Consider the following 26300-nt stretch of genomic DNA (forward strand, 5'->3'; position numbering starts at 1 on the left):
GGGTCAGAGGCCAGCGTCAAGACGGCGTGTCACATCCGATACCATGTCAAGCGGTCCGAACGTCCTTTAAAGACCCGTCCAGAGAGGCGGGAAAGGAGGAACGGTAGCGATGAGCCCTGCCCAGAGTGCAGAGCACCCCGAGATCTCGCAGCCGCCGAAACGCAGCAGCCGCGAAGTCCTCGACGCTTCCGACATTTCCCGGGCACTGACCCGGATAGCTCACGAGATCCTCGAGCGGAACCGCGGCGCCGACCCGGTCGTCCTGCTCGGTATCCCCAGCCGCGGAGTCCCGCTGGCACAACGCGTCTCGGCCCGGATTCAGGCCGTTGAGGGGCAGAGCGTGCCGACAGGATCACTCGACGTGACCATGTACCGCGACGACATCGGCCTCAAGCCACCACGCGGCCTGGAACACACCGACATCCCGGCGGACGGTATCGACGGCAAGGTCGTGGTGCTCGTCGACGACGTGCTGTTCTCCGGCCGGACGATCCGTGCGGCGCTCGACGCGCTCGGCGACATCGGCCGCCCGCGCGCCGTCCAGCTCGCCGTCCTGGTCGACCGCGGCCACCGCGAGCTGCCGATCCGCGCCGACTACGTGGGCAAGAACCTGCCGACCTCCCTGGTCGAGCGGGTCACCGTGCACCTGACCGAGTTCGACGGCGAGGACGCCGTACTGATCGCGGACAAAGCAGCCGACCAAGCTGCGGACAAAGCAGCCGACAAAGCAGCCGACAAGCCGCCGACAGGGGTGAAGGCATGAAGCACCTGCTGAGCGCCGCGGACCTGAGCCGCGACGAGGCGCAGCTGATCCTCGACACCGCCGAGGAGATGCGGTCGCTGGCCGACCGCCCGATCAAGAAGCTGCCCGCGCTGCGCGGGCGGACCGTGGTGAACCTGTTCTTCGAGGACTCGACCCGGACGCGGATCTCGTTCGAGGCGGCCGCCAAGCGGCTGTCCGCGGATGTCATCAACTTCTCCGCGAAGGGCTCGAGCCTGAGCAAGGGCGAGAGCCTGAAGGACACCGCGCTGACCCTGCAGGCGATGGGCGCCGACGGCGTCGTCTGCCGGCACGGATCGTCCGGTGCGCCGCACCTGCTGGCGAAGTCGGGCTGGATGACCGGGTCGGTGGTCAACGCCGGCGACGGCACCCACGAGCACCCGACGCAGGCGTTGCTCGACGCGTTCACGATGCGCCGGCACCTCGGTTCGCTGGAGGGCCGCCGGATCACGATCGTCGGCGACGTCCTGCACTCGCGGGTCGCGCGGTCGAACGTGCTGCTGCTGTCGACGCTCGGCGCCGAGGTCACCGTGGTCGCCCCGCCGACGTTGGTGCCCGTCGACATGAGCAGGTGGCCGTGCGCCACGTCGTACGACTTCGACGCGGTGCTGCCGAAGAGCGACGCGGTGATGATGCTGCGGGTGCAGCGGGAGCGGATGAACGACGCGTTCTTCCCGAGCGCCCGCGAGTACACGCGCCGCTACGGCCTGGACAAGAACCGGATGGCGCAACTGCCGGACGAGGCGATCGTGCTGCACCCCGGGCCGATGAACCGCGGGATGGAGATCAGCGCCGAGGTCGCCGACTCCACCCGCTCGGTGATCGTCGAGCAGGTCACGAACGGCGTGGCGATCCGGATGGCCGTCCTGTACCTGCTGCTATCTGGAACCAACGAGACCGAGGAGCACCTGGCATGACCGCATACCTGATCACCGGCGCACGGATCGTTGGCGGTGACCAAGCGGACCTGCTGATCGACAACGGCGAGATCGTTGCCACCGGCACCGGTCTGGACGTGCCCGCCGGCGCGCAGACGATCGATGCGCACGGGCTGGTCGCGCTGCCGGGTCTCGTGGACCTGCACACGCACCTGCGCGAGCCCGGCCGGGAGGACGCCGAGACGGTGTTCACCGGCACCCGCGCGGCCGCGAAGGGCGGCTTCACCGCGGTCTTCGCGATGGCCAACACCGACCCGGTCGCCGACACCGCCGGTGTGGTCGAGCAGGTCTGGCGCCTCGGCCGCGACGCCGGGTACGCCGACGTGTACCCGATCGGCGCGGTCACGGTCGGACGGAAGGGCACGCAGCTCGCGGAGCTCGGCGCGATGGCGGACTCCGCCGCCCGGGTCCGGGTGTTCTCCGACGACGGCGACTGTGTCTGGGACGCCGCGCTGATGCGCCGCGCGCTCGAGTACGTGAAGGCGTTCAACGGTGTGATCGCGCAGCACGCGCAGGAGCCGCGGCTCACGCAGGGCGCGCAGATGAACGAGGGAGCGCTCTCCGGCGTGCTCGGCCTGACCGGCTGGCCGAGTGTCGCAGAGGAGGCGATCATCGCCCGCGACATCCTGCTGAACGCGCACGTCGGGTCGAAGCTGCACGTCTGTCACCTGTCCACGAAGGGCTCCGTGGAGATCGTCCGCGCGGCGAAGCGGCGCGGGCTCGAGGTGACCGCCGAGGTCACCCCGCACCACCTGCTGCTGACCGAGGAGCTCGCCGCCTCCTACAACCCGGTCTACAAGGTGAACCCGCCGCTGCGCACGAAGGAGGATGTCGAGGCGGTCCGCGAGGGCCTGGCCGACGGCACGATCGACATCGTCGCCACCGACCACGCGCCGCACCCGGTCGAGGACAAGGACTGCGAGTGGAGCGCGGCCGCGTTCGGGATGACCGGCCTGGAGACCGCTCTCTCGGTGGTCCAGCAGGCGATGATCGACACGAAGCTGCTGACCTGGGCAGATGTCGCGGACCGGATGAGCTACCGGCCGGCCGCGATCGGCCAGGCCGCCGAGCACGGCCGCCCGCTGGAGGCCGGTGCGCCCGCGAACGTCGTCCTCTACGACCCCAGGGTCGAGCGGACCGTCGTACCGGAAGACTCGGTGTCACTGTCGCGGAACACGCCGTTCGACGGGATGACGCTGCCGGGCAAGGTGGTCGCGACGTTCCTGCGCGGTACGCCGACCGTCCTGGACGGTGAGCTCACCCGGTGAGGGCGTTCCTCGGCACTCTCGGCACGCTGCTGGTGCTGGCAGCGGGCTACCTCGGCATGTACCGGGGCTGGCGGAACCGCCAGGCCAGGCAGGCCGACCTGGCGCCTTTGCCCACGGCGCCAGAAGAAGGGGCGCGCGGCGTCGAAGGTGTGTACGTCGCGACGACGAGCGCAGGCGACTGGATGGACCGGATCGCCGTGCACGAACTGGGCGTCCGCGCCACCGCGGACCTGGCCGTCAGTGAGGCCGGCCTGATCTTCCACCGGCAGGGCGCGGCGGATGTCTTCATCCCCGCGGACCACCTGACCGGGGTCCGGACCGACCGTGGGATCGCCGGCAAGGTGACCGCGGAGAAGTCCGGCCTGGTCGTGGTCACCTGGACCCACGACGGCCGTGAGCTCGACACCGGGTTCCGTCCGCGTCGTAAGGCCGACACCGCCGCCCTGACCGCATCCATCTCGACTCTGATCGGAGCACTATGAGCCAGCCAGCGCTGCTCGTCCTCGAGGACGGGCGGTCGTTCGCCGGTACGTCGTACGGGGCGACCGGATCCACGTTCGGCGAGGCGGTGTTCACCACCGGGATGACCGGTTACCAGGAGACACTGACCGACCCGTCGTACCACCGGCAGATCGTCACCCAGACCGCGCCGCACATCGGCAACACCGGGATCAACGACGAGGACGACGAGTCGCAGAAGATCTGGGTCGCGGGGTACGTCGTCCGCGACCCGGCCCGGGTGCCGTCGAACTGGCGCGCGAAGCGATCGCTCGACGACCAGCTGAAGGGTCAGGACATCGTCGGGATCTCCGGGATCGACACCCGCGCGCTGACCCGGCACCTGCGGGAGCGCGGCGCGATGCGTGCCGGGATCTCCACCGAGATCCTGGACCCCGCCGAGCTGCTGCAGAAGGTGCTCGAGCAGCCGCCGATGGTCGGCGCGGACCTTGCGTCGGAGGTGACGACGCATCTGCCGTACGTCGTGCCGGCCGAGGGGGAGAAGCGCTTCACGGTGGTCGCACTCGACCTCGGGATCAAGACGATGACGCCGAAGCGGATGTCCGAGCGCGGCATCGAGGTCCACGTCATGCCTGCGAACACCCCACTGGACGAGATCCTCGCGGTGAACCCGGACGGCATCTTCATGAGCAACGGCCCGGGTGACCCGGAGACCACCGAGCACCCGACCACGCTGCTGAAGGAACTCCTGCAGCGGGGGAAGCCGTACTTCGGGATCTGCTTCGGCAACCAGGTGTTCGGACGGGCGCTCGGACTGGGCACGTTCAAGCTCAAGTACGGGCACCGCGGGATCAACCAGCCGGTGCTCGACCGGGCCACCGGCAAGGTCGAGATCACCGCGCAGAACCACGGGTTCGCGGTGGACGCACCGATCGGGGAGACGGTGGAGACGCCGTACGGAACGGCGGAAGTCAGCCACGTCTCGCTCAACGACAACGTCGTCGAAGGACTCAAGCTGACCGGCAAGGACGGCCGCGTGCTGGCCTTCTCGGTCCAGTACCACCCAGAGGCGGCGGCCGGGCCGCACGACTCGGCGTACCTCTTCGACCGGTTCGTAGAGCTCATGGAAGGGCGGAACTGATGCCGCGCAGGACAGACATCGAATCGGTCCTGGTGATCGGGTCCGGACCGATCGTGATCGGCCAGGCGTGCGAGTTCGACTACTCCGGGACCCAGGCCTGCCGGGTGCTGAAGGAGGAGGGGTTCCGGGTCGTCCTGGTGAACTCCAACCCGGCCACGATCATGACCGACCCGGAGTTCGCCGACGCCACGTACGTCGAGCCGATCACCCCGGAGTACGTCGAGAAGGTGATCGAGAAGGAGCGCCCGAACGCGCTGCTCGCCACCCTCGGCGGGCAGACCGCGCTGAACGCGGCGATCGCCCTGCACGACAACGGCGTACTGGAGAAGTACGGCGTCGAGTTGATCGGCGCGTCCGTCGACGCGATCCAGCGCGGCGAGAACCGGGAGTCGTTCAAGCAGATCGTCGAGAAGCTCGGCGCGGAGACCGCGCGGTCGGTGATCTGCCACACGATCGACGACGTGATGGGCGCGGCCGACCAGCTCGGCTACCCGCTGGTGGTGCGGCCGTCGTTCACGATGGGCGGCGTCGGATCCGGGATGGCCTACGACGAGGCGGACCTGCGCCGGATCGCCGGCGCCGGACTGCACGCCAGCCCGACCACCGAGGTGCTGATCGAGGAATCGATCCTCGGCTGGAAGGAGTACGAGCTGGAGGTGATGCGCGACAAGGCCGACAACGTCGTGATCATCTGCTCGATCGAGAACGTCGACCCGATGGGCGTGCACACCGGCGACTCGGTCACGGTCGCGCCGGCGATGACGCTGACCGACCGCGAGTACCAGGTGATGCGGGACCTCGCGATCGGCATCATCCGTGAGGTCGGCGTCGACACCGGCGGCTGCAACATCCAGTTCGCGGTGAACCCCGACGACGGTCGGCTGATCGTCATCGAGATGAACCCGCGGGTGTCCCGCTCGTCGGCGCTGGCGTCGAAGGCGACCGGCTTCCCGATCGCGAAGATCGCCGCGAAGGTCGCCATCGGCTACACGCTCGACGAGATCCCGAACGACATCACCAAGCAGACGCCGGCCAGCTTCGAGCCGACGCTGGACTACGTGGTGGTGAAGGTGCCGCGGTTCGCGTTCGAGAAGTTCCCGGCCGCGGACGCCACGCTGACCACACACATGAAGAGCGTCGGCGAGGCGATGGCGATCGGCCGCAACTACACCGAGGCGCTGCAGAAGGCGTTGCGGTCGCTGGAGAAGCCGGAGGCCCGGTTCTCCTGGGCCGGCCAGCCCGCCGGCGAGCTCGAGCCGTTGCTGGAGGCAATCAAGACGCCGCAGGACGGCCGGCTGCGGATCATCATGGACGCGATCCGGGCCGGTGCCACACCGGAGCAGATCTTCGACGCGACCAGGATCGACCCGTGGTTCGTGGACCAGCTGTACCTGATCCACGAGACCGCTCTCCAGGTTGCTGCCGCTCCGCGGCTGACGCCGGACGTCATCAAACTGGCCAAGCGGCACGGTTTCTCCGACCTGCAGCTGGCCGAGATCCGCGGCCTGACCGAGGACGTCGTCCGCGGTGTCCGGCAGGCGCTCGGGATCCGGCCGGTCTACAAGACGGTCGACACCTGCGCGGCCGAGTTCAAGGCCGAGACGCCGTACCACTACTCGTCCTACGACGAGGAGACCGAAGTTGCGCCGCGGGACACTCCTGCCGTCCTGATCCTGGGCTCCGGGCCCAACCGGATCGGTCAGGGCATCGAGTTCGACTACTCCTGCGTGCACGCGTCGATGGCGCTGCGCGAGGCCGGCTACTGCACGGTGATGGTGAACTGCAACCCGGAGACGGTCTCGACCGATTACGACACCTCCGACCGGCTGTACTTCGAGCCGCTCACCTGCGAGGACGTGCTCGAGATCGTGTACGCCGAGTTGCAGGCCGGACCGGTCGCGGGCGTGATCGTCCAGCTCGGCGGTCAGACGCCGCTCGGACTGGCGCAGCGCCTGGCGGACGCCGGCGTACCGATCGTCGGGACGTCGCCCGAGGCGATCCACCTGGCGGAGGAGCGGGGTGCGTTCGGCAAGGTGCTCGCGGACGCGAAGCTGCCGGCGCCGAAGCACGGTACGGCGATGTCGGCCGAGGCCGCGCACGACGTCGCGGAGGAGATCGGGTTCCCGGTCCTCGTCCGGCCGTCGTACGTGCTGGGCGGTCGCGGGATGGAGATCGTCTACAGCTCGGCCGAGCTGACCGCGGCGCTGGACCGGCTGAGCGCCGGCTCGGGCTCGTGGGAGCACCCGGTGCTGATCGACCGGTTCCTCGACGACGCGGTCGAGATCGACGTCGACGGGCTGTTCGACGGCGAGGAGCTGTTCCTCGGCGGCGTGATGGAGCACATCGAGGAGGCCGGTGTGCACTCCGGCGACTCGTCGTGTGCGCTGCCGCCGATCACGCTCGGGAACGCGGACATCGAGAACATCCGTCGCTCGACCGAGGCGATCGCCCGCGGTGTCGGCGTACGCGGCCTGCTGAACGTCCAGTACGCGCTCGCCGGCGACGTCCTCTACGTGCTGGAGGCGAACCCGCGGGCGTCCCGGACGGTGCCGTTCGTGTCGAAGGCGACCGCGACACCGCTGGCCAAGGCCGCGGCCCGGGTGATGCTCGGGGCAACTATTTCCGAGCTGCGGGGCGAGGGTCTGCTGCCGGCGACCGGGGACGGCGGGACGCTGCCGCCGACGACGCCGATCGCGGTCAAGGAGGCCGTGATGCCGTTCAACCGGTTCCGGACCATCGACGGTTCGTCGGTCGACACCGTGCTCGGGCCGGAGATGAAGTCCACCGGTGAAGTGATGGGCATCGACGACACGTTCGGTACGGCGTTCGCCAAGTCGCAGGCGGGGGCGTCGCAGCCGCTGCCGATCAACGGCAAGGTGTTCGTGTCGGTCGCGAACCGGGACAAGCGGCACATGATCTTCCCGGTCAAGCGGCTGGCGGATCTCGGCTTCCAGATCTACGCGACCGAAGGCACGGCCGACGTCCTGCGGCGCAACGGCGTCGAGGCGGTCACGGTCCGCAAGAGCAGCCAGGGCCCCGGCCCGAACGGTGAGCCGACGATCGTCCAGATGGTCCAGGACGGCGAGCTGAACCTGATCGTCAACACGCCGATCGGGATCACTCAGGGCGGTTCGCCGCGGATCGACGGGTACGAGATCCGCAGCGCGGCGGTGGCGCGGAACATCCCGTGCATCACCACCGTGCAGGGGCTCGCGGCCGCGGTCCAGGGGATCGAGGCGCAGCGCGCCGGCGACATCGGCGTCCGGTCGCTGCAGGACTGGGTGCCGAGGATCCGCGGTGTATAGGCGAGTGGTCCGGCCGGTCCTGTACCGGCTGGGTCGCGGTGACGCGGAGGTCGCCCACGAGCAGACGCTGAACGGTATGCGCCTCCTGGGGCGCATACCGGGCGCCGCCGCGGCCGGGTCCCGCGTGTTCGGTGTTCCGGCTCGTCGCGGTGCCTCGGCCTCGGCTCGTACGGTCTTCGGGATCCAGTTCCCGTCACCGGTCGGACTGGCGGCAGGCATGGACAAGAACGGGATCGCCCTGCGCGCGTGGCCCGCGATCGGGTTCGGCTTCGTCGAGGTCGGCACCGTGACGGCGCATCCGCAACCGGGCAACGAGAAGCCTCGGTTGTTCCGCCTCGTCGAGCATGAGGCGGTCATCAACCGGATGGGCTTCAACAACCTCGGCAGCGAGGCGTTGGCCGCGCGATTGGCGGCGTACGGCGATCTCGGCTACCCGCTCGGCATCTCGATCGGGAAGTCGAAGGTGACACCGCTGGAGGAGGCGGTCGAGGACTACGTGACCTCGCTGCGCCGCCTCTACCGGTACGGCGACTACTTCGCGGTCAACGTCTCCTCACCGAACACACCGGGATTGCGCTCTCTCCAGGACGCCGGACACCTGCGCGAACTGCTGACCGCACTGCACGCCGAGGCGGCCTCGCTGACCGTCGCCGGGCTGGCTCCGAAACCGATCCTGGTGAAGATCGCACCGGACCTGACCACGTCGGCGATCGACGAGCTCCTCCAGGTCTGCACCGGCACCGGCGTCGCCGGCATCATCGCCACCAACACGACGATCGACCGGGCGGGCGTCTCGGGGCATCCGCTGGCGGGTGAGACCGGCGGTTTGTCCGGGCGGCCGCTGGCCGAGATGTCGGCGAAGGTCGTCGCGCACATCCACGCGGAAACCGGGGGAGCGCTCCCCGTCATCGGAGTCGGGGGGATCGTGGAACCGTCGGACGCGGTCCGGCTCTTCGACGCCGGCGCGAGCCTCGTCCAGGTGTACACAGGATTGATTTATCGCGGGCCGGGGCTGATCCGGCAGATCAACAGGAGATTGCCTTGAGCAACGAGACTTTCGGGAGCGACATGCGGAGCAAACCGTTCGGGACCCGGTTGCGGGCAGCGATGGATACGCGCGGGCCGTTGTGCGTCGGCATCGATCCGCACGCACACCTGCTCGACGCCTGGGGCCTGCCCGACACCGCGGAGGGCCTGGCCTCGTTCACGTACGGTGTCATCGACGCCCTCGCCGACCGGGTCGCGGTGTTCAAGCCGCAGTCCGCGTTCTTCGAGCGCTTCGGGTCGGCCGGGATCGCCGTGCTGGAGCAGGCGCTGATCCGGCTGCGGGACGCCGGGGCGCTGGTGATCATCGACGCGAAACGCAATGACATCGGTTCGTCGATGGCCGGCTACGCGTCGGCGTACCTGGCCGAGAAGGGGCCGCTGGCGTGCGACGCGCTGACGGTCAGCCCGTACCTCGGGTTCGGGTCGCTGCAGCCCGCGATCGACGTGGCCCGGGAGTCGGGGGCGGGGTTGTTCGTCCTCGCACTCACCTCGAACCCGGAAGGCCCGCAGTTCCAGTCGGCCCGCACCGCCGACGGTACGACGGTCGCCGGCGCGGTCCTCGACGGTCTGCGCGCGTTGAACGCCGACGCGGACGGCCTCGGGTCCTTCGGTGCGGTTGTTGGGGCGACCATCAGTTCGACGGATGAGAACCTGGACATCAACGGCCCGTTGCTCGCTCCCGGCCTCGGCGCCCAGGGCGGCACGGCCGAGGGTCTCATCGAGGTCTTCGGGTCCGCGGTGCGCAACGTCGTACCGTCCAGCTCCCGGGAAATCCTCGGAGCCGGTCCCGACGCCACCGCCCTCCAGGACGCGGCCGCGCGCACGAACGACGCCTACCGGACGGCGCTCGGTTACTGACCCCGAAATGCGGTAGAATATGCAGTAGCAAATGGCGCAGCTGAATTTCTGCGCCATTTGCTGTTTTTCTTGAAATCGCCAGGCCCGGCGTGCGATCTTCGTCGGCATGGGTTCAGGGCTGGAATTGTGCCGGCGGTTCTACTTCGACGTCGTCCGGCCGATGGTGGACGTGCCGCACAGTGCGGCGTTGCTCGGGCGGGGCTCGGAGGTGCTCGGGTTCGACGACGAGATGTCGACGGACCACAACTGCGAGGCTCGCGCGCTGGTGTTCGTCCCGGACGGCGTCGAGCTGCGACTCGAGGTGCCACAGACGTTCGAGGGGCGGCCGGCGCTGGTCGAGGTCCACACCCTGCGCGGGTACTTCCGCGACCACGTGGGGTTCGATGTCGACGTCGCATTGACGGTTCGCGATTGGCTCACCTTTCCGGAATCCATTCTGCGGCAGTTCACCGCGGGCGGTGTGTTTCATGACGAACTCGGTCTGGATGATATTCGTGATCGGCTCGCGTATTACCCGGACGACGTCTGGCGTTACCTGATGATCACCGCCTGGTGGCGCGTGCATCCGCCAGATGAACCTGGTCGGCCGGGCCGGGTACGTCGGCGACGACCTCGGGTCGGCGTTGATCGGCGCGCGCATGGTCGAGGACCTGATGCGGTTGTGCTTCCTCATGGAGCGGCAGTACGCGCCGTACTCGAAGTGGTTCGGGACTGCCTTCGGCCGGCTGTCCTGCGGTCCGTCGATCGGGCCCCTGTGCCGCGAGGTGTTGCGGGCGGAGAGCTGGGAGGAACGCGAGGAAGCGCTCTCCGCCGCGTACCTGGCGGTGGGGGAGTTGCACAACCAACTCGCGATCACCCCGCCGGTCGACCTCGGCGTCGTACGGATGTGCGACCGGCCGTTCAAGGTCGTCTGGGGTGACTTCATCGGCGCGCTCTCCGCCGACATCGAGGATCCAGAGGTACGGCGGCTCCTGGAGCGCTGGCCGGTCGGCGGGATCGAGCAGGTCCGCACTGTGCTGTGGCGGGTGGCGGACCGTCGTCAGCTGCTCGGGCTGCTCGATTCCCGGTAGAGCGCGATCAGCAGGTCGACGGCCGCCTGCGCCGCCGGGTGCGGGTCGTCGCGATGCCAGATCAGGTGTACGTCGACCGGCGGCGCGTCCCGCAGCGGGCGGTAGACCACGCCGTCCCGCCGGTACTGCGTCGAGGTGGCCTGCGGCGTCACGCCGACGCATCGCCCGGACGCGATCGCGGCCAGCCAGTCGTCGACGTCCTGGGTGTACTCGAGGGCCGGGCGAGCGCTCTCCGGCCAGAGATCGGCCGTGGTGCTCCCGGTACGCCGGTCGATCACGAGCGTCCGGTCCCGGAGCTGATCGAGCGTCAGCGCCCGTTTGCGAGCCAGCGGGTCGTCGGCGGGCAGAGCGCAGTACCGCCGCTCCCGGGTCAGCAACACGTGCCCGAATCGCCGCAGGTCCAGCTGACTGCGAATGACCGCGAGATCGCACAGACCCTCGGCGAGACCGCCGGTCGCGGTGTTGGTGCGGATCAGCTGCAGCTCGATGCCGGGATGCTCCACCGCCCACCGGCGCTGGAACTCGCGGGTGCGGCTCCCGAACGCCGACCACGCGTGGCCGACCCGCAGACGGGTGTGACCGCTCGTCGCCTCACTCACGAGTTCGTCGATCTCCGCGAGGATGTGCCGCGCCCGCGCGAGCACCCGGACGCCGGCCGTCGTCGGGGTGAGTGAGCGGCTGGTTCGGTGCAGCAGGCGTACGCCGAGTTCGCGTTCCAGGGCCAGCAGGTTGCGGGACACCGCGGCCTGAGAGATCCCCAGCTCGATCGCGGCGTCGGTGAACGTACCCGAGTCGACGATCTCCACCAGGCACCGCAGCTGCCGGATATCCATGACCCCAGCGTATAGATCGGCGGCTCGATGCATTTTGCGCAGCCACGCGCCGGGCGGATTCTCGTGATCGTGAGGCGTGAACGGTTGGTCGGTGTCGTGATGATGCTCGGGAGCGGGCTGTCGACGCAGGTCGGTGCGTCGGTGGCGGCGCTCGCGTTCCCGGTGATCGGTCCGGCGGGCGTGGTGGCGATCCGGCAGTGGGTCGCGGCGGTCCTGCTGCTCGCGATCGGGAGACCGCGGCTGCGGTCGATCACGGCCCCGCAATGGCGCCTGGTCGTCGGGCTGGCGGCGGTCTTCGCCGTGATGAACCTGTCCCTGTACACCGCCATCGACCGAGTAGGCCTGGGCCTGGGCGTGACGCTGGAGTTCCTGGGTCCGCTGGCCGTTGCGCTCCTGGGGTCCCGGCGCGTGCTCGACCTGGCCTGTGCGCTCGTCGCCGCGCCCGCTGTCGTCCTGCTGGCCCGTCCGCAGGCAACGACGGACTACCTCGGGATCGGGCTGGGTCTGCTCGCCGCGCTGTGCTGGGCGTTCTACATCCTGCTCAACCGGAAGGTCGGGCGAGAGTTGCCGGGCGCAACCGGTTCGGCCGCGGCGGCAGGGCTGTCGGGACTCGCCTACGTGCCGATCGGCGTGGTCGTGCTGCTGCATCACCCGCCGACGTTGGCCGCGGCGTCGTACGCGCTGGTGGCCGGTGTGCTGTCGTCGGCCGTGCCGTTCCTCGTTGATTTGTTGACGTTGCGCCGCGTCCCGGCGCAGTTCTTCGGTGTGTTCATGAGCGTGAACCCGGTACTCGCGGCACTCGTCGGGCTGGTCGTTCTGCACCAGCGGTTGGGGATGCCGGACTGGCTGGCGATCGTCGTGATCGTTTCCGCGAACGCGGTGGCGATCTCCTTCGGTGGCGACGCGCTACATCACAACCGGGTTCCAGTCGGCGGGTGCGATGTTCTTCACGGCGTGCCGGAGCTCGCGGTGACCCCGGCGTTCGGAAAGGTGTCGGCGGACGGGGAGCCACGGTCTTCCCGCGCGACACAGTGAAGGAACACGATGCGGAAGCTGGCAGCCCTCGCGGCCGTTGTGACGATGAGTGTTGGCGCCCTGACGGCCTGCTCGGGCGGCGACTACTGCGGAGACCTGAAGGGCTACGTCGACTCGGCGAAGGACCTGGACATCAAGGACTCCGACGCGGTCGGCAAGATGCTGGACCAGGCGAAGAAGGTGTCGAAGTCGGCGCCGAAGGACCTGCAGGACGACTGGAAGACTGTCATCGACTACGCCGAGAAGGCGCAGGACGCCAAGGGCGACACCAACAAGCTGATGGAGCTGGCCAAGTCCGACGGTTCCAAGATCCAGCCGGCGATGGACGCGATCACCAAGCAGGCGAAGGACACCTGCAAGATCGACCTGCCGGGCTCCGGTAGCTGACCTTCCGTTCGGCCTGCCGTTGACCTGCCTGGTGGGACGGCTCTGCCCGTTCCGTCCCACCAGCGCGTGCCAGGAGGCGGTTTCGGTCCGTAGTCCCGGGTACCTGTAGCGTGAACGTCGTGAAGCGCTCTCTCGCCGTTCTCGCGACCATGGCCGCAACCGCCGGTGTGCTGACTGCCTGCACCGACGAACAGGCGTACTGCGTGGACCTCGCCAAGTACGCCGCCAAGGCAGTCGACGTCGACCCGCAGAAGCCGGTCGACTACGTGAAGATCCTGGACGAGGCGAAGAAGCTCCAGGAGTCCGCGCCGAAGGACGTGAAGGACGACTGGGGTGTCGTCGTCGCGTTCGCGGAGAAGGCCGAGAAGGCCGGTACGGACGCCGCCCAGTTGGCCGAACTGAGCAAGCAGACCGGCGGCGTGATGACGGCGTACAAGAACATCACCAGCCAGGCCAAGGACAGCTGCAAGGTCGACCTTCCGGCACTGAACTGATCAACTGATCGTTCCAATCGCCCGCTTGTCCCGCGCCTGGGTTCCACCACGACTCAATCCCGGGCTGAACCCGTGTTAGGTTCCCTTGCGAAGCCATACAACGGGACAGGTGAAACGGTGCCACTTCCTTCTTTGACGCCGGAGCAGCGTGCGGCCGCTCTGGACAAGGCCGCGGCGGCGCGGCGTGAACGAGCCGAGATCAAGAACCGGATCCGGCACTCGGGAGCGTCTCCGACGGAGGTGCTCCACGAGGGGCAGAAGAACGACGTCATCGGCAAGATGCGGGTCAGCCAGCTGCTGCAGTGCATCCCGGGTGTCGGCAAGGTCCGCGCCCAGCAGATCATGCAGCGCGCGGGGATCTCGGAGACGCGGCGGGTGCGCGGCCTCGGCTCGAACCAGATCGCCGCGCTCGAGCGCGAATTCGCCGAGTGAGCCAGACGCTGACCGGTTCGTTGGACACTGGTGTGACGATGACCACGGACCCCGGTGACACCCCGGCCCGGTTGACGGTGCTGGCCGGCCCGACGGCGGTCGGCAAGGGAACCGTCGCGGCCGACATCCGCGAACGGTTCCCGGACATCTGGATCTCGGTGTCCGCGACCACCCGCAAACCGCGGCCGGGCGAGGTGCACGGCGTGCACTACCTGTTCGTCTCCGACGCCGAGTTCGACCGGATGATCGCCGACGGCGAGTTGCTGGAGTGGGCGGTGGTGCACAAGGCGGCCCGTTACGGGACGCCGCGGCAACCGGTGCTCGACAAGCTCGCCGCGGGCCGGCCGGCCCTGCTGGAGATCGATCTGCAGGGCGCGCGCCAGGTCCGGGCGACGATGCCGGAGGCGCAGTTCGTCTTCCTGGCCCCGCCGAGCTGGGACGAGCTGGTCCGTCGGCTCCTCTACCGCGGCACCGAGACGCCGGAGGAGCGGGAGCGGCGGCTGGAGACCGCGACCGTCGAACTGGCGGCCGAGAAGGAGTTCGACGTGACGATCGTGAACGCCTCGGTTCGGGAAGCCGCCGATCAGTTGGTAAAGTTGATTCGATCACCCCACATCTCTGGAAAGGCCTGACCTTGTCTGGCAACCAGCCCGTCGCCATCGGCATCACGTCCCCGCCGATCGACGACCTGCTCACCCGCACCGACTCCAAGTACAAGCTGGTGCTGTACTCGGCCAAGCGCGCGCGGCAGATCAACGCCTACTACTCCCAGCTCGGCGAGGGCCTGCTGGAGTACGTCGGACCGCTGGTCGAGACGCACGTCCAGGAGAAGCCGCTGTCGATCGCGATGCGCGAGATCAACGAGGGCGTGCTGACCTGCACCGACATCGACCCCGAGGCCGAGGCGGAAGCCGCCGCCGCGGAGAAGTCCGAGTAGTCACCTAGGACGAACGACCGGGAACGGAGTCCACACACGATGTCCGCAACCGGTGACCAGACCCCCGGAACCGACCACGGTCCGGGGGCTGACGTCGTCCCCAAGCACAAGCCCAACGTGGTGCTGGGCGTCGGCGGCGGCATCGCGGCGTACAAGGTCTGTGATCTGCTGCGCCGGCTGACCGAGTCCGGGCACAGCGTGCGCGTGGTGCCGACGGCGGCCGCGCTGGAGTTCGTCGGCGCGGCGACGTGGGCGGCGCTGTCCGGGCAGCCGGTGACCGCCGACCCGTTCGACAACGTGCAAGAGGTGCCGCACGTCCGGATCGGCAAGGCGGCGGAGCTGGTCGTGGTCGCTCCCGCGACCGCCAACCTGATCGCCAAGGCCGCCCACGGGCTCGCCGACGACCTGCTCACGAACACCCTGCTCACTGCGCGCTGCCCGGTCCTGTTCGCGGCCGCGATGCACACCGAGATGTGGGAGCACCCGGCGACCCAGGCGAATGTCGCGACGCTGCGTGCCCGCGGGATCACGGTCCTCGACCCTGCGGTCGGGCGCCTGACCGGCACCGACACCGGCCGCGGCCGGCTGCCGGAGCCGTCGGAGATCTTCGCGATCAGCCAGCTGATGCTCGCCGACGAGGCCGCCCGCGCGGCCGGCCAGTCGGTCGCCGACCTCACCGGCAAGCACGTGCTGATCAGCGCCGGCGGTACCCGTGAGCACCTCGACCCGGTGCGGTACCTGGGCAACTCGTCGTCCGGCAAGCAGGGGTACGCGCTCGCCCGGATCGCGGCCGCCCGCGGCGCCAAGGTCACCCTGGTCGCGGCCAACTCCGAGCTGCCCGACCCGGCCGGCGTCCAGGTCGTCCCGGTCACCAGCACCCGCGACCTGTACGACGAGATCACCGGACGGGCCGCCGACGCGGACGCGATCGTGATGGCCGCGGCCCCTGCCGACTTCCGCCCGGCCAACGTCGCTGAGCACAAGATCAAGAAGACCGCCGACGGCTCAGTGCCCGCGGTCAGCCTGGTGCAGAACCCAGACATCCTGCAGACGATCTCGCACGACCGGTCCCGCACCGATCAGGTGATCGTCGGGTTCGCCGCGGAGACCGGCGACGCCGACCACACGGTCCTCGAGCTCGGCCGCGCCAAACTGGAACGCAAGGGCTGCGACCTCCTGGTCGTCAATGATGTCTCCGGCGGCAAGGTCTTCGGCAGCGACGTCAACGAGGCCGTCATCCTCGACCGCACCGGCAACGCCCTCCCCGTCCCCTCCGGCAGCAAGGACGCCCTGGCGGGTGTCATCTGGAACCTAGTCGCCACCCACTGGGGCCAACCCGGCCAGGGGTAGCGGCGCGCGCAGGGTGATGCTGGTGATGCCGTAGGTGAAGCCGAGGTGTTCGTTGAGGCGGCGCATCGCGTCGTTGCCGCGCTGCGTCCAGGTGTAGATCTCGGTGATGCCGTGGTCGGCGGCCCACGCCATGCTGGTGCGTTTGAGGGTCGCGGCGACCGATTTGCCGCGCCACTCCCGCCGTACGGCGGTGTAGCCGACCTCCGCGCGCTCCGGTCGGTCGGAGTCGAGCAGCAGTCCCGCGACGCCGATCACCTCGTTGCCGGCGACGGCCACGAACATCGCGGCCGGGTCGTTGATCCATTCCTTCTCCCAGTCGTCCTGGGAAACCTTGAGCGCGACCGGGTGGTCCATGTCCGGGAACGTCGGCAGCGCGACCTGGTGATAGGCCGCCGCCCACAGCTCGGGGCGTTCGGCGACCGAGACGATCGTGTACGCCGTCGAGGGCGCCGGCCACGGTTCGTCGCCGATCTTCCGCAGCTGCTCGACCTGCCGATTCGTTTCCACGAAGCCGAACCGTTCAGCGAAGAGCCCGGACTCCGCATCGTCGACATTGGCGCCTGCCGTGTCGTAGCCCTGGGCAACGGCATGGTCAGCGAGCACCCGGAGCAGGCCGGTCCCCACCCCGCGCCGACGGAACTCCGGGCGGACCCGCGGTGTCAGCGACGCCCGCTCGCCGTCCTGCGAACGATCCGCCAGCCCGCTGCCGACCACCTCGCCGTCGATCTCCGCAAGCAGCATCAACCGGCCCGGGCGGTCGAGAGCGCGGAGCTCAGCGACAGTCGGGCAGCGCTCATACGGCATGGTCGCGATCCGCACCGCACGGAAGGCTTCGTAGTCGGCGTCGGTGATCGCAGTCCGGATGCTCGTGGTCATGAAGTCAGCTTGCCTCAGCTTGCCGCAAGCGGCTCCAGGTTTTTGCGGCTCGGTGTCCCGTACCGGAGATTCGCGCGACAAGTCCGAGCCGGCCGGACCCCCGTCGCTGGATCCCGCCCCAAACTGGTTTGGGGGCCCGCCCCCAAACCAGTTTGGGGAGCCCTACCTGCCCGTATCGGGCAGCTGCGCTCCCCGGTCGGAGGCTAGAGCCTGCCCAAAGCGGTTTGGGGAGGTTGTGGGTGCGTGGGGTCGGGGCTTGGGTGGGCTGGGAGTGGGGAGCGGCGATCGCACCGGGCCGGAATTACGGCGCGGACTTGCTGCGCAGGACATTAGAGGACAGAAGCTGTCCGCTTCCATCCCTAGTCTGAGGCCATGGAGATCAGCTGGGAGGCCGTGGTTGCGCGGCGGATGCGGCGGCATTTTCTGAGTGAGGCCGCGGAGACGCCGGTGGATGCCGTGCGGGCGATGTGTGGGGCGCATGCGCAGATCGCGGCGGCGGGGGAGGTGTCCGTGGCGCTGCGCGTTGGCGGGGAGAATCGGGAGTCGGTGCAGCGCGACGAAGGGTTGGTGAAGACGTTCGGGCCGCGCGGGACCGTGCATCTGCTGCCGCTTGAGGATCTGCCGATGTGGACCGGCGCGCTGTCAGCGCTGCCGGCCGGCGGCCAGCAGCCGGAGCCGATCCGGATGACGCCGGGCGAGCTCGACCAGGTCGTGGCCGCGGTCGGTGAAGCCCTCGCCGACGCAGACCTGACCGTCGACGAGCTCACGGAGGAAGTCGTACGGCGTACCGGTGAGTGGGCGCGCACGCCGACGATTCCGGCGTTCCAGGGCGCCTGGGCCCGCTGGCGGCAGGCGGTCTACCTCGCAGCGCACGCCGGCGTCCTCTGCCACGGACCGATGCGCGGGCGGCTCACGACGTACTCGAATCCGCACCGGCTCCGCCCGTTCGACCCGATGCCCGCGGAGAAAGCGCTCACCGAACTCCTGCACCGGTACCTCTACTCGTATGGCCCCGCGACCCCGCAGCAGTTCGCCCGCTGGCTCAAGACCACGCCGACGATGGTCAAGCCGTACTTCGACGACCTGCCGCAGGTCGAGCTCAACGGCCAGACCGCCTGGATCGCTCCCGGCGACGACGAGTTCCCCGACGATCGCGCGGACGGCGTCAGGCTGCTGCCGTACTTCGATGCGTACGGCGTCGGTAGCTTCCCGCGCGAACTGCTCTTTCCGGGCAAGGCGTTCGACCGCGCGACCGCCCGCGGTCAGGCCGGCAACTTCCCGTTGCTCCTCGTCGACGGCGTTGTGGCCGGCGTTTGGCACCAGAAGAAGAGCGGTAAGAATCTCCAGGTCACCGTCGAGGCGCTGACGCCGCTGAACCGGCGCCGCCGCAGGTTGCTCGACGCCGAGGTGGACCGGCTGGCTGCGATTCTTGGTGGTACGCCGTCGCTCACACTCGGCGATGTGACGGTCGGCCCGCACGCCTGAACCCGCGCGGATCGTCCAGAATGCGATCACGCATCTCGTATCCTGGAGAAATTCGGAGCGTCACCGGGACGCGGGCGGAAACTGCTGGCATACTTCCCAAGATGCATCGCCAACCGCCGGTGCATGGGGGGATCGTGCGGCTGTGCCAACGCGCAACCGGGCGGCACAAGAGGAATCCGAGGGAGAACTGTGGCGAGGCGCCTTTTCACGTCCGAGTCCGTGACCGAAGGTCACCCGGACAAGATCGCTGACCAGATCAGCGACTCCATCCTCGACGCGTTGCTGGCCGAGGACCCGAAGAGCCGGGTTGCGGTCGAGACCCTGATCACCACGGGTCTGGTCGTCGTCGCGGGTGAGGTCACCACGACGGCGTACGTCGACATTCCGGGGATCGTGCGCGCGCGCATCCTGGAGATCGGCTACGACTCGTCCCTGAAGGGTTTCGACGGCGCGTCCTGTGGGGTGCAGGTCGCCATCGGGAGCCAGTCGCCGGACATCGCCCAGGGTGTCGACACGGCGTACGAGACGCGTTCGGACGCGTCGGAGGACGTGCTGGACCTGCAGGGGGCAGGCGACCAGGGACTGATGTTCGGTTACGCGTCCAACGAGACGCCTGAGCTGATGCCGCTGCCGATCACGATCGCGCACCGGCTGTCCGAGCGGCTCGCCGAGGTCCGCAAGAACGGCACGCTGGCGTACCTGCGGCCGGACGGCAAGACCCAGGTCACGGTCGAGTACGACGATGACAAGGCGGTCCGGATCGACACCGTGGTGGTGTCCAGCCAGCACGCGGCGGACATCAACCTGGAGACGATGTTGCAGCCGGACATCAAGAAGCACGTCGTCGACCCCGTGCTGGAGCAGTTCGACATCGATGCGACCGACTACAAGTTGCTGGTGAACCCGACCGGCCGGTTCGAGATCGGCGGCCCGATGGGCGACGCCGGGCTGACCGGCCGGAAGATCATCATCGACACCTACGGCGGTATGGCGCGGCACGGCGGCGGCGCGTTCTCCGGCAAGGACCCGTCGAAGGTGGACCGCTCGGCGGCGTACGCGATGCGCTGGGTGGCGAAGAACATCGTCGCGGCCGGGCTCGCGGACCGGGTCGAGTGCCAGGTCGCGTACGCGATCGGCAAGGCGGCGCCGGTCGGCTTCTACGTCGACACCTTTGGCACCGAGAAGGTCGCCGTGGACAAGATCGCCGCCGCGGTCCGCGAGGTCTTCGACCTGCGGCCGGCCGCGATCATCCGCGACCTGGAGCTGCTCCGGCCGATCTACGCCCAGACCGCGCGGAACGGTCACTTCGGCCGCACCGGCGAGGGCTTCACCTGGGAGCGCACGGACCGCGTCGAGGCCCTGAAGGCCGCGGTCAGCAAGTAAGTACGACGTACGCGCGCGGCCGGGCTGTCGGTTGTCCACAGCCCGGCCGTCCGCGTCCCACGCAGTGTCGTCGCGGCCGACTACAGTTTCCCGGTGACATCGAACGGAGACTCGCCGGAGCAGCTGACGCTGCTGCGCGACACCGTTCGCAAGTCGCGCACCAAAGAGCCGGCCGAGATCACCACGACGTTGCCGGTGGCCCGGATCGCGGTCGATGTCTCGCTCCCGCACCTGGACCGGCCGTTCGACTATCTGGTGCCGGACGACCTGGCCGCGGCCGCCCAGCCCGGTGCCCGGGTGAAGGTGCGGTTCGCCGGCAAGGACCTCGACGGATTCGTGCTGGAGCGGCTCGACGCATCGGATCATGACGGCAAGCTGGTCCGGCTCCGCAAGGTCGTTTCGCCCGAGCAGGTGCTGACGCCGGAGATCGCGGACCTCTGCCGGGCGGTCGCCGACCGGTACGCCGGGGTGCTCGCGGATGTCACGCGACTCGCGGTGCCGCCGCGGCACGCGAAGGTCGAGGGCGAGGCGCTGCGCTGCGATCAGCCGCCACGTCCGCCGCTGTCGACGTCCCGCTCGGAGTGGGCGCCGTACCCTCCTGGCTTCCTGGACGCGGTCGCGCGGGGCGAGGCGCCGAGGGCGGTGTGGACCGCCGTACCGGGAGCTGATTGGCCGCTCGCGTTCGCTCAGGCGGCTGCGGTGTGTGCGGCCTCTGGCCGGGGCGCGTTGTTGCTGGCGCCTGACGCGCGGGACCTGGAGCGGCTCGCCGCTGCGTGTGCCGAGGTGCTGGGGGAGTCCGGGTTCGTCACGCTGTCCGCGGATCTGGGTCCGACAGCTCGCTATCGCGCGTTTCTGTCCGCGTTGCACAGCCGTGCGCGGGTCGTGATCGGGACACGCGCGGCGGCGTTCGCTCCGGTCGCGGATCTCGGCCTGGTGGCGATGTGGGACGACGGCGACGAGTCGTACGCCGAGCCGCGGGCGCCGTACCCGAATGCCCGGGAAGTCCTGCTGCTGCGGGCATATCGGCACAAGTGCGCGGCGTTGCTCGGTGGGTACGCGCGGTCCGCGGAGGCGGCGGCCTTGGTGGAGTCCGGGTTCGCACAGGAGCTGATCGCGGACCGGAAGGTGACCCGGGCGGCGGCGCCGTCCGTGCACATTGCGGGGGAGTCGGACATCGATCTGGCGCGTGATCCGTCGGCGCGCGCGGCGCGGTTGCCGTCCCGGGCGTTCGAGATCGCGCGCAAGGGTCTGCGCACCGGGCCCGTGCTGGTGCAGGTTCCGCGGGCCGGGTACTTGCCGAGTTTGGTGTGTCAGACGTGCCGGGCGCCTTCGCGGTGCGCCACCTGTGGCGGCCCGTTGCGTCGTACCGGGGGATCCGGGCCGGCGAGCTGCAGCGTGTGCGGCCGGCCGGCGGCGGATCATCGGTGCCCGGAGTGCGGCGACACCCGGATGCGCGCGGCGATCATCGGCGCACGTCGTACGGCGGAGGAACTCGGGCGCGCGTTCCCCGGTGTCGTCGTCCGCACGTCGGGCGGGGACAACATGCTCGATGTCGTACCGGACGCGCCGGCGTTGGTCGTCAGCACACCGGGGGCCGAGCCGGTCGCCGCGGGCGGATACAGCGCGGCGCTGCTCCTCGACACCTGGCTGATGCTCGCTCGCCCCGACCTCAGGGCCGCCGAAGAAGCGGTACGCCGTTGGTTCAACGCGGCCGCACTCGTCCGGCCGGCAAGCTCCGGTGGGATGGTGATCCTGGTCGGCGACCCGTCGGCGCTGCCGCTGCAGGCGATCGTGCGGTGGAGCCCCGAGGGGTACGCCGCCCGCGAGATCGAGGAACGCCGTACCGCCCGCCTCGCCCCGGCCGCCAAACTCGCCGAACTCACCGGCCCGGCCGAATCCGTCAACGACCTCGTCACCCGACTGCGCGACCTGATGCCGCCGTCCGCCGGTCTCGAGGTCCTCGGCCCGGTCGACCTCGACGAGGAAACCGTCCGCGCCGTCGTCCGCACCCCGCGCGCCCACGGCACTGCCCTCGTGAAAGCCCTCAAAGAATCCCAATCGGCCCGCACCACCAAGAAGAACCCCGGCACAGTCCGGATCCAGGTAGACCCACCCAGCTTCGGCTAGGCCGTGGAGGCCAGCGCGGTGGGCGCCGCGAGGAGTTGGTTGCCCAGGGACGTGCGGTGGTAGAGGACGGCGCGGCCGTCGCGGCGGGAGGTGACGACGCCGGCGTTGCGGAGGATGCTCAGGTGGACGCTGAGGGTGGGTGCGGAGACGCCTAGCTGGTTGGCCAGGTGGGTTGTGGACATCGGCAGGTCGAGGTGGCTGACGATCGCGGCCCGGGTGCGGCCGACGAGGTCCGCGAGTGGGGAGTCCGTCGTGTCCTGGCGGTCCTCCCACAGCCGTCCGAGGCCGCGTGGCGGGTACGTGATCGTCGGGACGTGCGGTGCGCCGGTGACGGCCAGCCCGGCCGGCCAGGTGAACACACACGGCACGAGCAGCAGGCCCTGACCCGCCATCGGCTCGCCGTCGCAGCAGAACGGCCGGTCGATGGAGATGCGGTCGCCGGCGTACTTGATCGACGGATGCAGATTGCGGAAGAGCCGCTCGATCCCGCCGCTCGCCAGCTCGTCCAGCCGGTACGCGAGATCCTCCTGCAGCAGCGACCGCATCCGCCGCCAGTCCGGCTCGATCGCCCGCCGCCAGTACGTCTCGAGCGCCGAGGTGATCAGGTCGAGCGCCTTCGCCGGGTGCGCGATCAGCTCGGGGAGCAGCGGGTCCGGGGTGTCCCTGTGCAACTGCGCGAGCTCGTCGGCGACGAGGTCGTGCGGCGTGGCGGCGATCGCGGCCAGGCCCGACTCCAGGCTCGTCGACCGGCGCGGCGGGGCCGGGGTCAGGAAGTCCGGGATATAGCCGTACGACGGAATGAGGGCCCTGAGCAACGTCAGGTCGTCGCCCTCGATCGTCGGCCGGACCTTCTGCAGCCACGGCCCGTGCACGCTGCGCGCGGTGTTGTTGCTCAGCGCCCGCACACTCGTCACGGCCTCCCAAACCGGCGACAGCGCGAACCGGATCCGCCCGATGTCCCCGGCGTTCAGCCTGATCGTGATCACCGGGCCAGATTAGCCCTGAGCCTAATCGTCGACAACGCCGCGGTGGAGCCGGACAGTTGACCCATGAGCGCAATCGCCGTCGGCAACCCCACGACCACCGCACTGCCGCGGGCCTTCTGGGCGTTGTGGGTGTGCCAGCTGGTCAACCGGCTCGGCAGCTTCGTGCAACCGTTCCTCGTTCTCTACCTGACCCACGATCGGCACCTCTCCGCGGGTACGGCGGGCGCCGTCGCAGCCGCCGTCGGCGCCGGAAGCGTCTGCGCGCAACTCGTCGGCGGCTGGTTGTCCGACCGGGCCGGACGCCGGGTGACCATGCTGATCTGCTTCTTCGGCACCGGCGCCGCGCTGATCCTGCTCGGATCCGCCCGTTCGATGGTGCTGGTCTGGGTGACAGCCTTCCTCGTCGGCCTGCTGGGCGACCTGTTCCGCCCCGCGGTCCAAGCGACGGTCGCGGACCTGCTGCAGCCGACCGAGCGTGTCCGCGCGTACGGCCTCCTGTTCTGGGCGATCAACCTCGGCTTCTCCGTGTCGACAGTCAGCGCCGGCGTACTCGCGTCGTTCGGTTACGGCCTGCTGTTCTGGGTGAACGCCGCCACGTCGGTAATTGCTGGTCTGGTCATCTGGACGATGGTGCCGGAGAGCCGCCCGGCGCCCGAAGACAACTCGGTCGGCCGGGCACTGCTCCCGGTCGTCGCGCGCGACACGGTGTTCCTGATGATGGTCCTGATCCAGATCGGCTACGCGACCATCTACATGCAGGGCTACTCGACCCTGCCGCTCGCGATGGCGGGGGACGGCCTGTCCTCTCGGACGTACGGGCTCGTGATCGCGCTCAACGGTGTGGTGATCGTGCTCGTCCAGCCGTTCCTCGGCCGGTGGATGGCGAAACTCGACCGGCCGAAACTGCTCGCCGCGTCGATGCTGGTGGTCGGGCTCGGGTTCGGTCTGGGAGCCGTCGTCCACACCTGGTGGGGATACGGGATGTCGGTCGTCGTGTGGACGCTCGGGGAGATCGGGTTCGCGGCGGTGATCGGCGCCGTGTTTGCCGATCTCGCGCCGATCGACCTGCGCGGCCGGTACATGGGCCTGTCCGGTATGGCGTTCGGCGTCGGCACGGTGATCGGGCCGCTGGCCGGAACCAACGCCCTCGAGCACCTCGGCCCGACCGCGACCTGGCTCGGCTGCGCGGTTCTCGGCGTAGCGATCTTCATCGGCCAGTACGCACTGGCACCCGCACTACACGCCCGCGCCCAGTCGAACGCATGAGGTGAGTTGCGGTACCGGGTCTCGTAGGGTTGCCGGTATGAGTGAGCGGACGATCGACGTGGTGGTGTTCGACATCGGTGGGGTGCTGCTGGACTGGAGCCCGACGTACCTGTATGCCGACCTGATCCCGGACGAGGAGCAGCGGACGCACTTCCTGACCAACGTGGCCACGCCGGCCTGGAACCACAAGCAGGACGAGGGGCGTCCGTGGGCGGAGGCGATCGCCGAGCTGACCAGCCTGCACCCGGAGCACGCCGAGTGGATCGAGGCGTACGACACCGGCTGGCTGAAGATGGTCAGGGGCGTGTTCGAGGACACCGCAGCGGTGCTCGGTGAGCTGCAGGCGCTCGGCGTACCGACGTACGCGTTGACGAACTTCTCCGGCGAGAAGTGGGAGGTCGCCAAGGAGGCGTTCCCGATCCTCACCCACTTCGACGGGGAGGTCGTGTCCGGGGTCGAGCAGACGGCGAAGCCGGACGAGAAGATCTACCGGATCCTGATCGAACGCTTCGGTCTGGACCCGGCGCGCACGTTCTACACCGACGACATGGCGTACAACGTCGACGGCGCCCGCGCGGTCGGCCTCGACGCCGAGGTCTTCACCGGCGCCGCGAACCTGCGGACCCAGCTGCGCGAACGCGGCCTGCCACTACAGTGATCCGGTGACTTCCGTACCAGAGGAACGCTCGCCCGCGATCGGGGACGCGGACCGCAATGCGGCGGTGGAGCGCGTGCAGGCGGCCTACACCGGTGGGTACCTCACGCACGACGAACTGGAGCAGCAACTGCACCAGGTCCTGGCCGCGAGGACCCGCCAGGATCTCGAGGTCGCCGTCGCTGCGCTCCCGGCCGAGCAGCCGGGCCGCTCGGCGACGATCGGCGCCTCCGCCGGCCGGATCGTACGGCGGGGTGTCTGGCGGGTGCCGCGGTATCTGAAGGTCGAGTCCCTGCACGGGCGGGTACGGCTGGATCTGTCGCGGGCGCAGTTCGAGCACGCGGACGTCGACATCGACCTGAACGTGCTGCACGGCGGCGTCAAGATCACGCTGCCGCGCGACGCGGTCGTCGACTTCGACGCGGTCCGCACCGAGTGGAAGGACACCCGCTACAAGCCGCCGAAGAACTCCACCGGCGACGGCCCGCGGGTGCGGATCACCGGCGTGATGGGCTTCGGTCGCCTGAAGATCCGGCACGCGCGCCGCTAGCAGGCTGGTTGTTGCGCTGGTTGGCGATGAAGCGGGCCTTTTTCTGACGATTGCCGCATGTGTTCATGTCGCACCATTTGCGGGTGCGGCTCTGGCTGGTGTCGAAGAAGGCGGCTCGGCAGGTCGGTGACGCGCACAAGGCCAACCTGCCGTCTCGTTCGCCCGCGATGATGCTGATCGCGTCGGCGGCGATCACGCCGAGGGCATCTTCCACGCTGGAAGCCGAGCCGAGTTGCCATCGCCGCCCGCCCTCTGGCGTCAGGACAGCTGCGGCCCGACCTTGAAGGCTGCGGTCATTGATGACCTGGACAGCAGCTGCAGGCAGGGTGTCCTGGATCGCCGCTGCGGTCGCAGCGGCGTGAATCGACTCCCTCAGCTCCCGCGCGAGGTCGAGCTGGGCAGTCGTGCACGAGTCGACGGCGAGCCCGCTCACCGTCAGCCAGTCGATGAGCCGCTGCGGTGTCGGAATGCGCTCCACCGCGTTGCCGTGACGCTCCGACACAGTCCCCGTGAAGCTGGTCGCCAGCACGCTACCGAGGCGAAAGTCGGGAAACCCATCACGCATGGAACCATCTTAGCCGGTTGCGCGCCGAGCGTAGGCATGACATGGTGGAACCGTCTTAGCCGGTTCCACGAC

26 protein-coding genes and 1 pseudogene are annotated in these 26300 nt (G+C 69.3%); 23 read left to right on the forward strand and 4 right to left on the reverse strand.

The features are described from left to right. Window positions 1-109: 109 nt before the first annotated feature. The 10 genes and pseudogenes from pyrR (at window position 110) to EV651_RS42090 (ending at window position 10867) form a co-directional block, all read left to right on the forward strand. Window positions 110-763 (forward strand): bifunctional pyr operon transcriptional regulator/uracil phosphoribosyltransferase PyrR, encoded by a 654-nt coding sequence (gene pyrR / locus EV651_RS37940; RefSeq protein ID WP_133790470.1) that lies wholly within the window; start codon window positions 110-112, stop codon window positions 761-763. Further along, entirely contained in the window at window positions 760-1698 is a 939-nt protein-coding gene (locus tag EV651_RS37945; protein ID WP_133790471.1) for an aspartate carbamoyltransferase catalytic subunit, read from the forward strand. The genes pyrR and EV651_RS37945 overlap by 4 nt, the downstream gene beginning before the upstream one ends. Continuing rightward, window positions 1695-2987 carry a dihydroorotase gene (locus EV651_RS37950; protein WP_133790474.1) on the forward strand — a complete coding sequence of 431 codons (1293 nt, stop codon included), beginning with the start codon at window positions 1695-1697 and terminating at the stop codon, window positions 2985-2987. Before EV651_RS37945 ends, EV651_RS37950 begins: the two co-directional genes overlap by 4 nt. Next, window positions 2984-3469 (forward strand): hypothetical protein, encoded by a 486-nt coding sequence (locus EV651_RS37955; protein WP_133790476.1) that lies wholly within the window; start codon window positions 2984-2986, stop codon window positions 3467-3469. The genes EV651_RS37950 and EV651_RS37955 overlap by 4 nt, the downstream gene beginning before the upstream one ends. After that, entirely contained in the window at window positions 3466-4587 is a 1122-nt protein-coding gene (carA, locus tag EV651_RS37960) for a glutamine-hydrolyzing carbamoyl-phosphate synthase small subunit (RefSeq protein WP_133790478.1), read from the forward strand. Before EV651_RS37955 ends, carA begins: the two co-directional genes overlap by 4 nt. Beyond that, window positions 4587-7892: a carbamoyl-phosphate synthase large subunit gene (gene carB, locus EV651_RS37965; RefSeq protein WP_133790479.1), complete on the forward strand. Its 3306-nt coding sequence runs from the start codon at window positions 4587-4589 to the stop codon at window positions 7890-7892. Before carA ends, carB begins: the two co-directional genes overlap by 1 nt. Beyond that, entirely contained in the window at window positions 7885-8937 is a 1053-nt protein-coding gene (locus tag EV651_RS37970; RefSeq protein ID WP_133790481.1) for a quinone-dependent dihydroorotate dehydrogenase, read from the forward strand. The genes carB and EV651_RS37970 overlap by 8 nt, the downstream gene beginning before the upstream one ends. Before the next feature lie 23 nt (window positions 8938-8960). Further along, entirely contained in the window at window positions 8961-9797 is an 837-nt protein-coding gene (gene pyrF, locus EV651_RS37975) for an orotidine-5'-phosphate decarboxylase (RefSeq protein WP_133790609.1), read from the forward strand. Window positions 9798-10026: 229 nt separating this feature from the next. Then, window positions 10027-10302: pseudogene (locus EV651_RS43465) on the forward strand (hypothetical protein); the annotation flags it as partial. A gap of 67 nt (window positions 10303-10369) precedes the next feature. After that, entirely contained in the window at window positions 10370-10867 is a 498-nt protein-coding gene (locus tag EV651_RS42090) for a DUF4037 domain-containing protein (protein ID WP_202870702.1), read from the forward strand. On the opposite strand, the gene EV651_RS37985 is transcribed toward EV651_RS42090, so the two are convergent. After that, window positions 10837-11700: a LysR family transcriptional regulator gene (locus EV651_RS37985; RefSeq protein WP_133790483.1), complete on the reverse strand. Its 864-nt coding sequence runs from the start codon at window positions 11698-11700 to the stop codon at window positions 10837-10839. The two genes, EV651_RS42090 and EV651_RS37985, sit on opposite strands and share 31 nt — an antisense overlap. A gap of 69 nt (window positions 11701-11769) precedes the next feature. On the opposite strand from EV651_RS37985, the gene EV651_RS37990 reads away from it, so the two are divergent. The 7 genes from EV651_RS37990 to coaBC all read left to right on the forward strand — a co-directional run bounded on the left by EV651_RS37990 (window position 11770) and on the right by coaBC (window position 16335). Next, a complete protein-coding gene (locus tag EV651_RS37990; protein ID WP_238157460.1) occupies window positions 11770-12735 on the forward strand; it encodes a DMT family transporter in 966 nt (321 codons plus the stop codon). A 9-nt stretch (window positions 12736-12744) separates the two neighbouring features. Next, on the forward strand, window positions 12745-13122 hold the full coding sequence (locus EV651_RS37995) for a hypothetical protein (RefSeq protein ID WP_238157461.1): 378 nt from the start codon (window positions 12745-12747) through the stop codon (window positions 13120-13122). Between the two features lie 119 nt (window positions 13123-13241). Next, window positions 13242-13616: a hypothetical protein gene (locus tag EV651_RS38000; RefSeq protein WP_238157462.1), complete on the forward strand. Its 375-nt coding sequence runs from the start codon at window positions 13242-13244 to the stop codon at window positions 13614-13616. A gap of 117 nt (window positions 13617-13733) precedes the next feature. Further along, complete coding sequence (mihF, locus tag EV651_RS38005) at window positions 13734-14048, forward strand: integration host factor, actinobacterial type (RefSeq protein WP_133790484.1); 315 nt, start codon at window positions 13734-13736, stop codon at window positions 14046-14048. Between the two features lie 38 nt (window positions 14049-14086). Next, a complete protein-coding gene (gene gmk, locus EV651_RS38010; protein ID WP_133790486.1) occupies window positions 14087-14680 on the forward strand; it encodes a guanylate kinase in 594 nt (197 codons plus the stop codon). A 2-nt stretch (window positions 14681-14682) separates the two neighbouring features. Beyond that, window positions 14683-14985 carry a DNA-directed RNA polymerase subunit omega gene (rpoZ, locus tag EV651_RS38015; protein WP_130388473.1) on the forward strand — a complete coding sequence of 101 codons (303 nt, stop codon included), beginning with the start codon at window positions 14683-14685 and terminating at the stop codon, window positions 14983-14985. Window positions 14986-15024: 39 nt separating this feature from the next. Further along, on the forward strand, window positions 15025-16335 hold the full coding sequence (gene coaBC / locus EV651_RS38020) for a bifunctional phosphopantothenoylcysteine decarboxylase/phosphopantothenate--cysteine ligase CoaBC (RefSeq protein ID WP_238157463.1): 1311 nt from the start codon (window positions 15025-15027) through the stop codon (window positions 16333-16335). On the opposite strand, the gene EV651_RS38025 is transcribed toward coaBC, so the two are convergent. Next, complete coding sequence (locus EV651_RS38025; protein WP_133790488.1) at window positions 16297-17211, reverse strand: GNAT family N-acetyltransferase; 915 nt, start codon at window positions 17209-17211, stop codon at window positions 16297-16299. The two genes, coaBC and EV651_RS38025, sit on opposite strands and share 39 nt — an antisense overlap. Window positions 17212-17583: 372 nt before the next feature. On the opposite strand from EV651_RS38025, the gene EV651_RS38030 reads away from it, so the two are divergent. The 3 genes from EV651_RS38030 (at window position 17584) to EV651_RS38040 (ending at window position 22206) form a co-directional block, all read left to right on the forward strand. Continuing rightward, window positions 17584-18696, forward strand: coding sequence for a winged helix DNA-binding domain-containing protein (locus EV651_RS38030; protein WP_133790490.1), 1113 nt, complete (start codon window positions 17584-17586; stop codon window positions 18694-18696). A gap of 189 nt (window positions 18697-18885) precedes the next feature. Continuing rightward, window positions 18886-20079 (forward strand): methionine adenosyltransferase, encoded by a 1194-nt coding sequence (metK, locus tag EV651_RS38035; RefSeq protein ID WP_133790492.1) that lies wholly within the window; start codon window positions 18886-18888, stop codon window positions 20077-20079. Window positions 20080-20172: 93 nt separating this feature from the next. Further along, entirely contained in the window at window positions 20173-22206 is a 2034-nt protein-coding gene (locus tag EV651_RS38040) for a primosomal protein N' (RefSeq protein WP_133790494.1), read from the forward strand. Here EV651_RS38040 and EV651_RS38045 read toward each other — a convergent pair. Further along, window positions 22203-23192, reverse strand: a complete 990-nt coding sequence (locus tag EV651_RS38045) for a helix-turn-helix transcriptional regulator (RefSeq protein ID WP_133790496.1) — start codon at window positions 23190-23192, stop codon at window positions 22203-22205. The genes EV651_RS38040 and EV651_RS38045 overlap by 4 nt on opposite strands. Window positions 23193-23255: 63 nt before the next feature. Here EV651_RS38045 and EV651_RS38050 point away from each other — a divergent pair, with 63 nt between their 5' ends. From EV651_RS38050 to EV651_RS38060, 3 genes are read left to right on the forward strand one after another with little or no spacing between them, the layout of a single operon-like run. Next, the gene (locus EV651_RS38050; RefSeq protein WP_133790499.1) at window positions 23256-24458 is read left to right on the forward strand and encodes an MFS transporter; all 1203 of its coding nucleotides are present in this window, start codon (window positions 23256-23258) and stop codon (window positions 24456-24458) included. A 37-nt stretch (window positions 24459-24495) separates the two neighbouring features. Next, on the forward strand, window positions 24496-25116 hold the full coding sequence (locus EV651_RS38055; protein ID WP_133790501.1) for an HAD family hydrolase: 621 nt from the start codon (window positions 24496-24498) through the stop codon (window positions 25114-25116). A 4-nt stretch (window positions 25117-25120) separates the two neighbouring features. Further along, a complete protein-coding gene (locus EV651_RS38060) occupies window positions 25121-25663 on the forward strand; it encodes a DUF1707 domain-containing protein (protein WP_133790503.1) in 543 nt (180 codons plus the stop codon). Here the strand turns inward: EV651_RS38060 and EV651_RS38065 are convergent. After that, a complete protein-coding gene (locus EV651_RS38065; protein WP_133790505.1) occupies window positions 25611-26228 on the reverse strand; it encodes an ABATE domain-containing protein in 618 nt (205 codons plus the stop codon). The genes EV651_RS38060 and EV651_RS38065 overlap by 53 nt on opposite strands. Between the last annotated feature and the right edge of the window lie 72 nt (window positions 26229-26300).

This window comes from Kribbella sp. VKM Ac-2571 (assembly GCF_004362255.1).
GTDB lineage: Bacteria > Actinomycetota > Actinomycetes > Propionibacteriales > Kribbellaceae > Kribbella > Kribbella pratensis.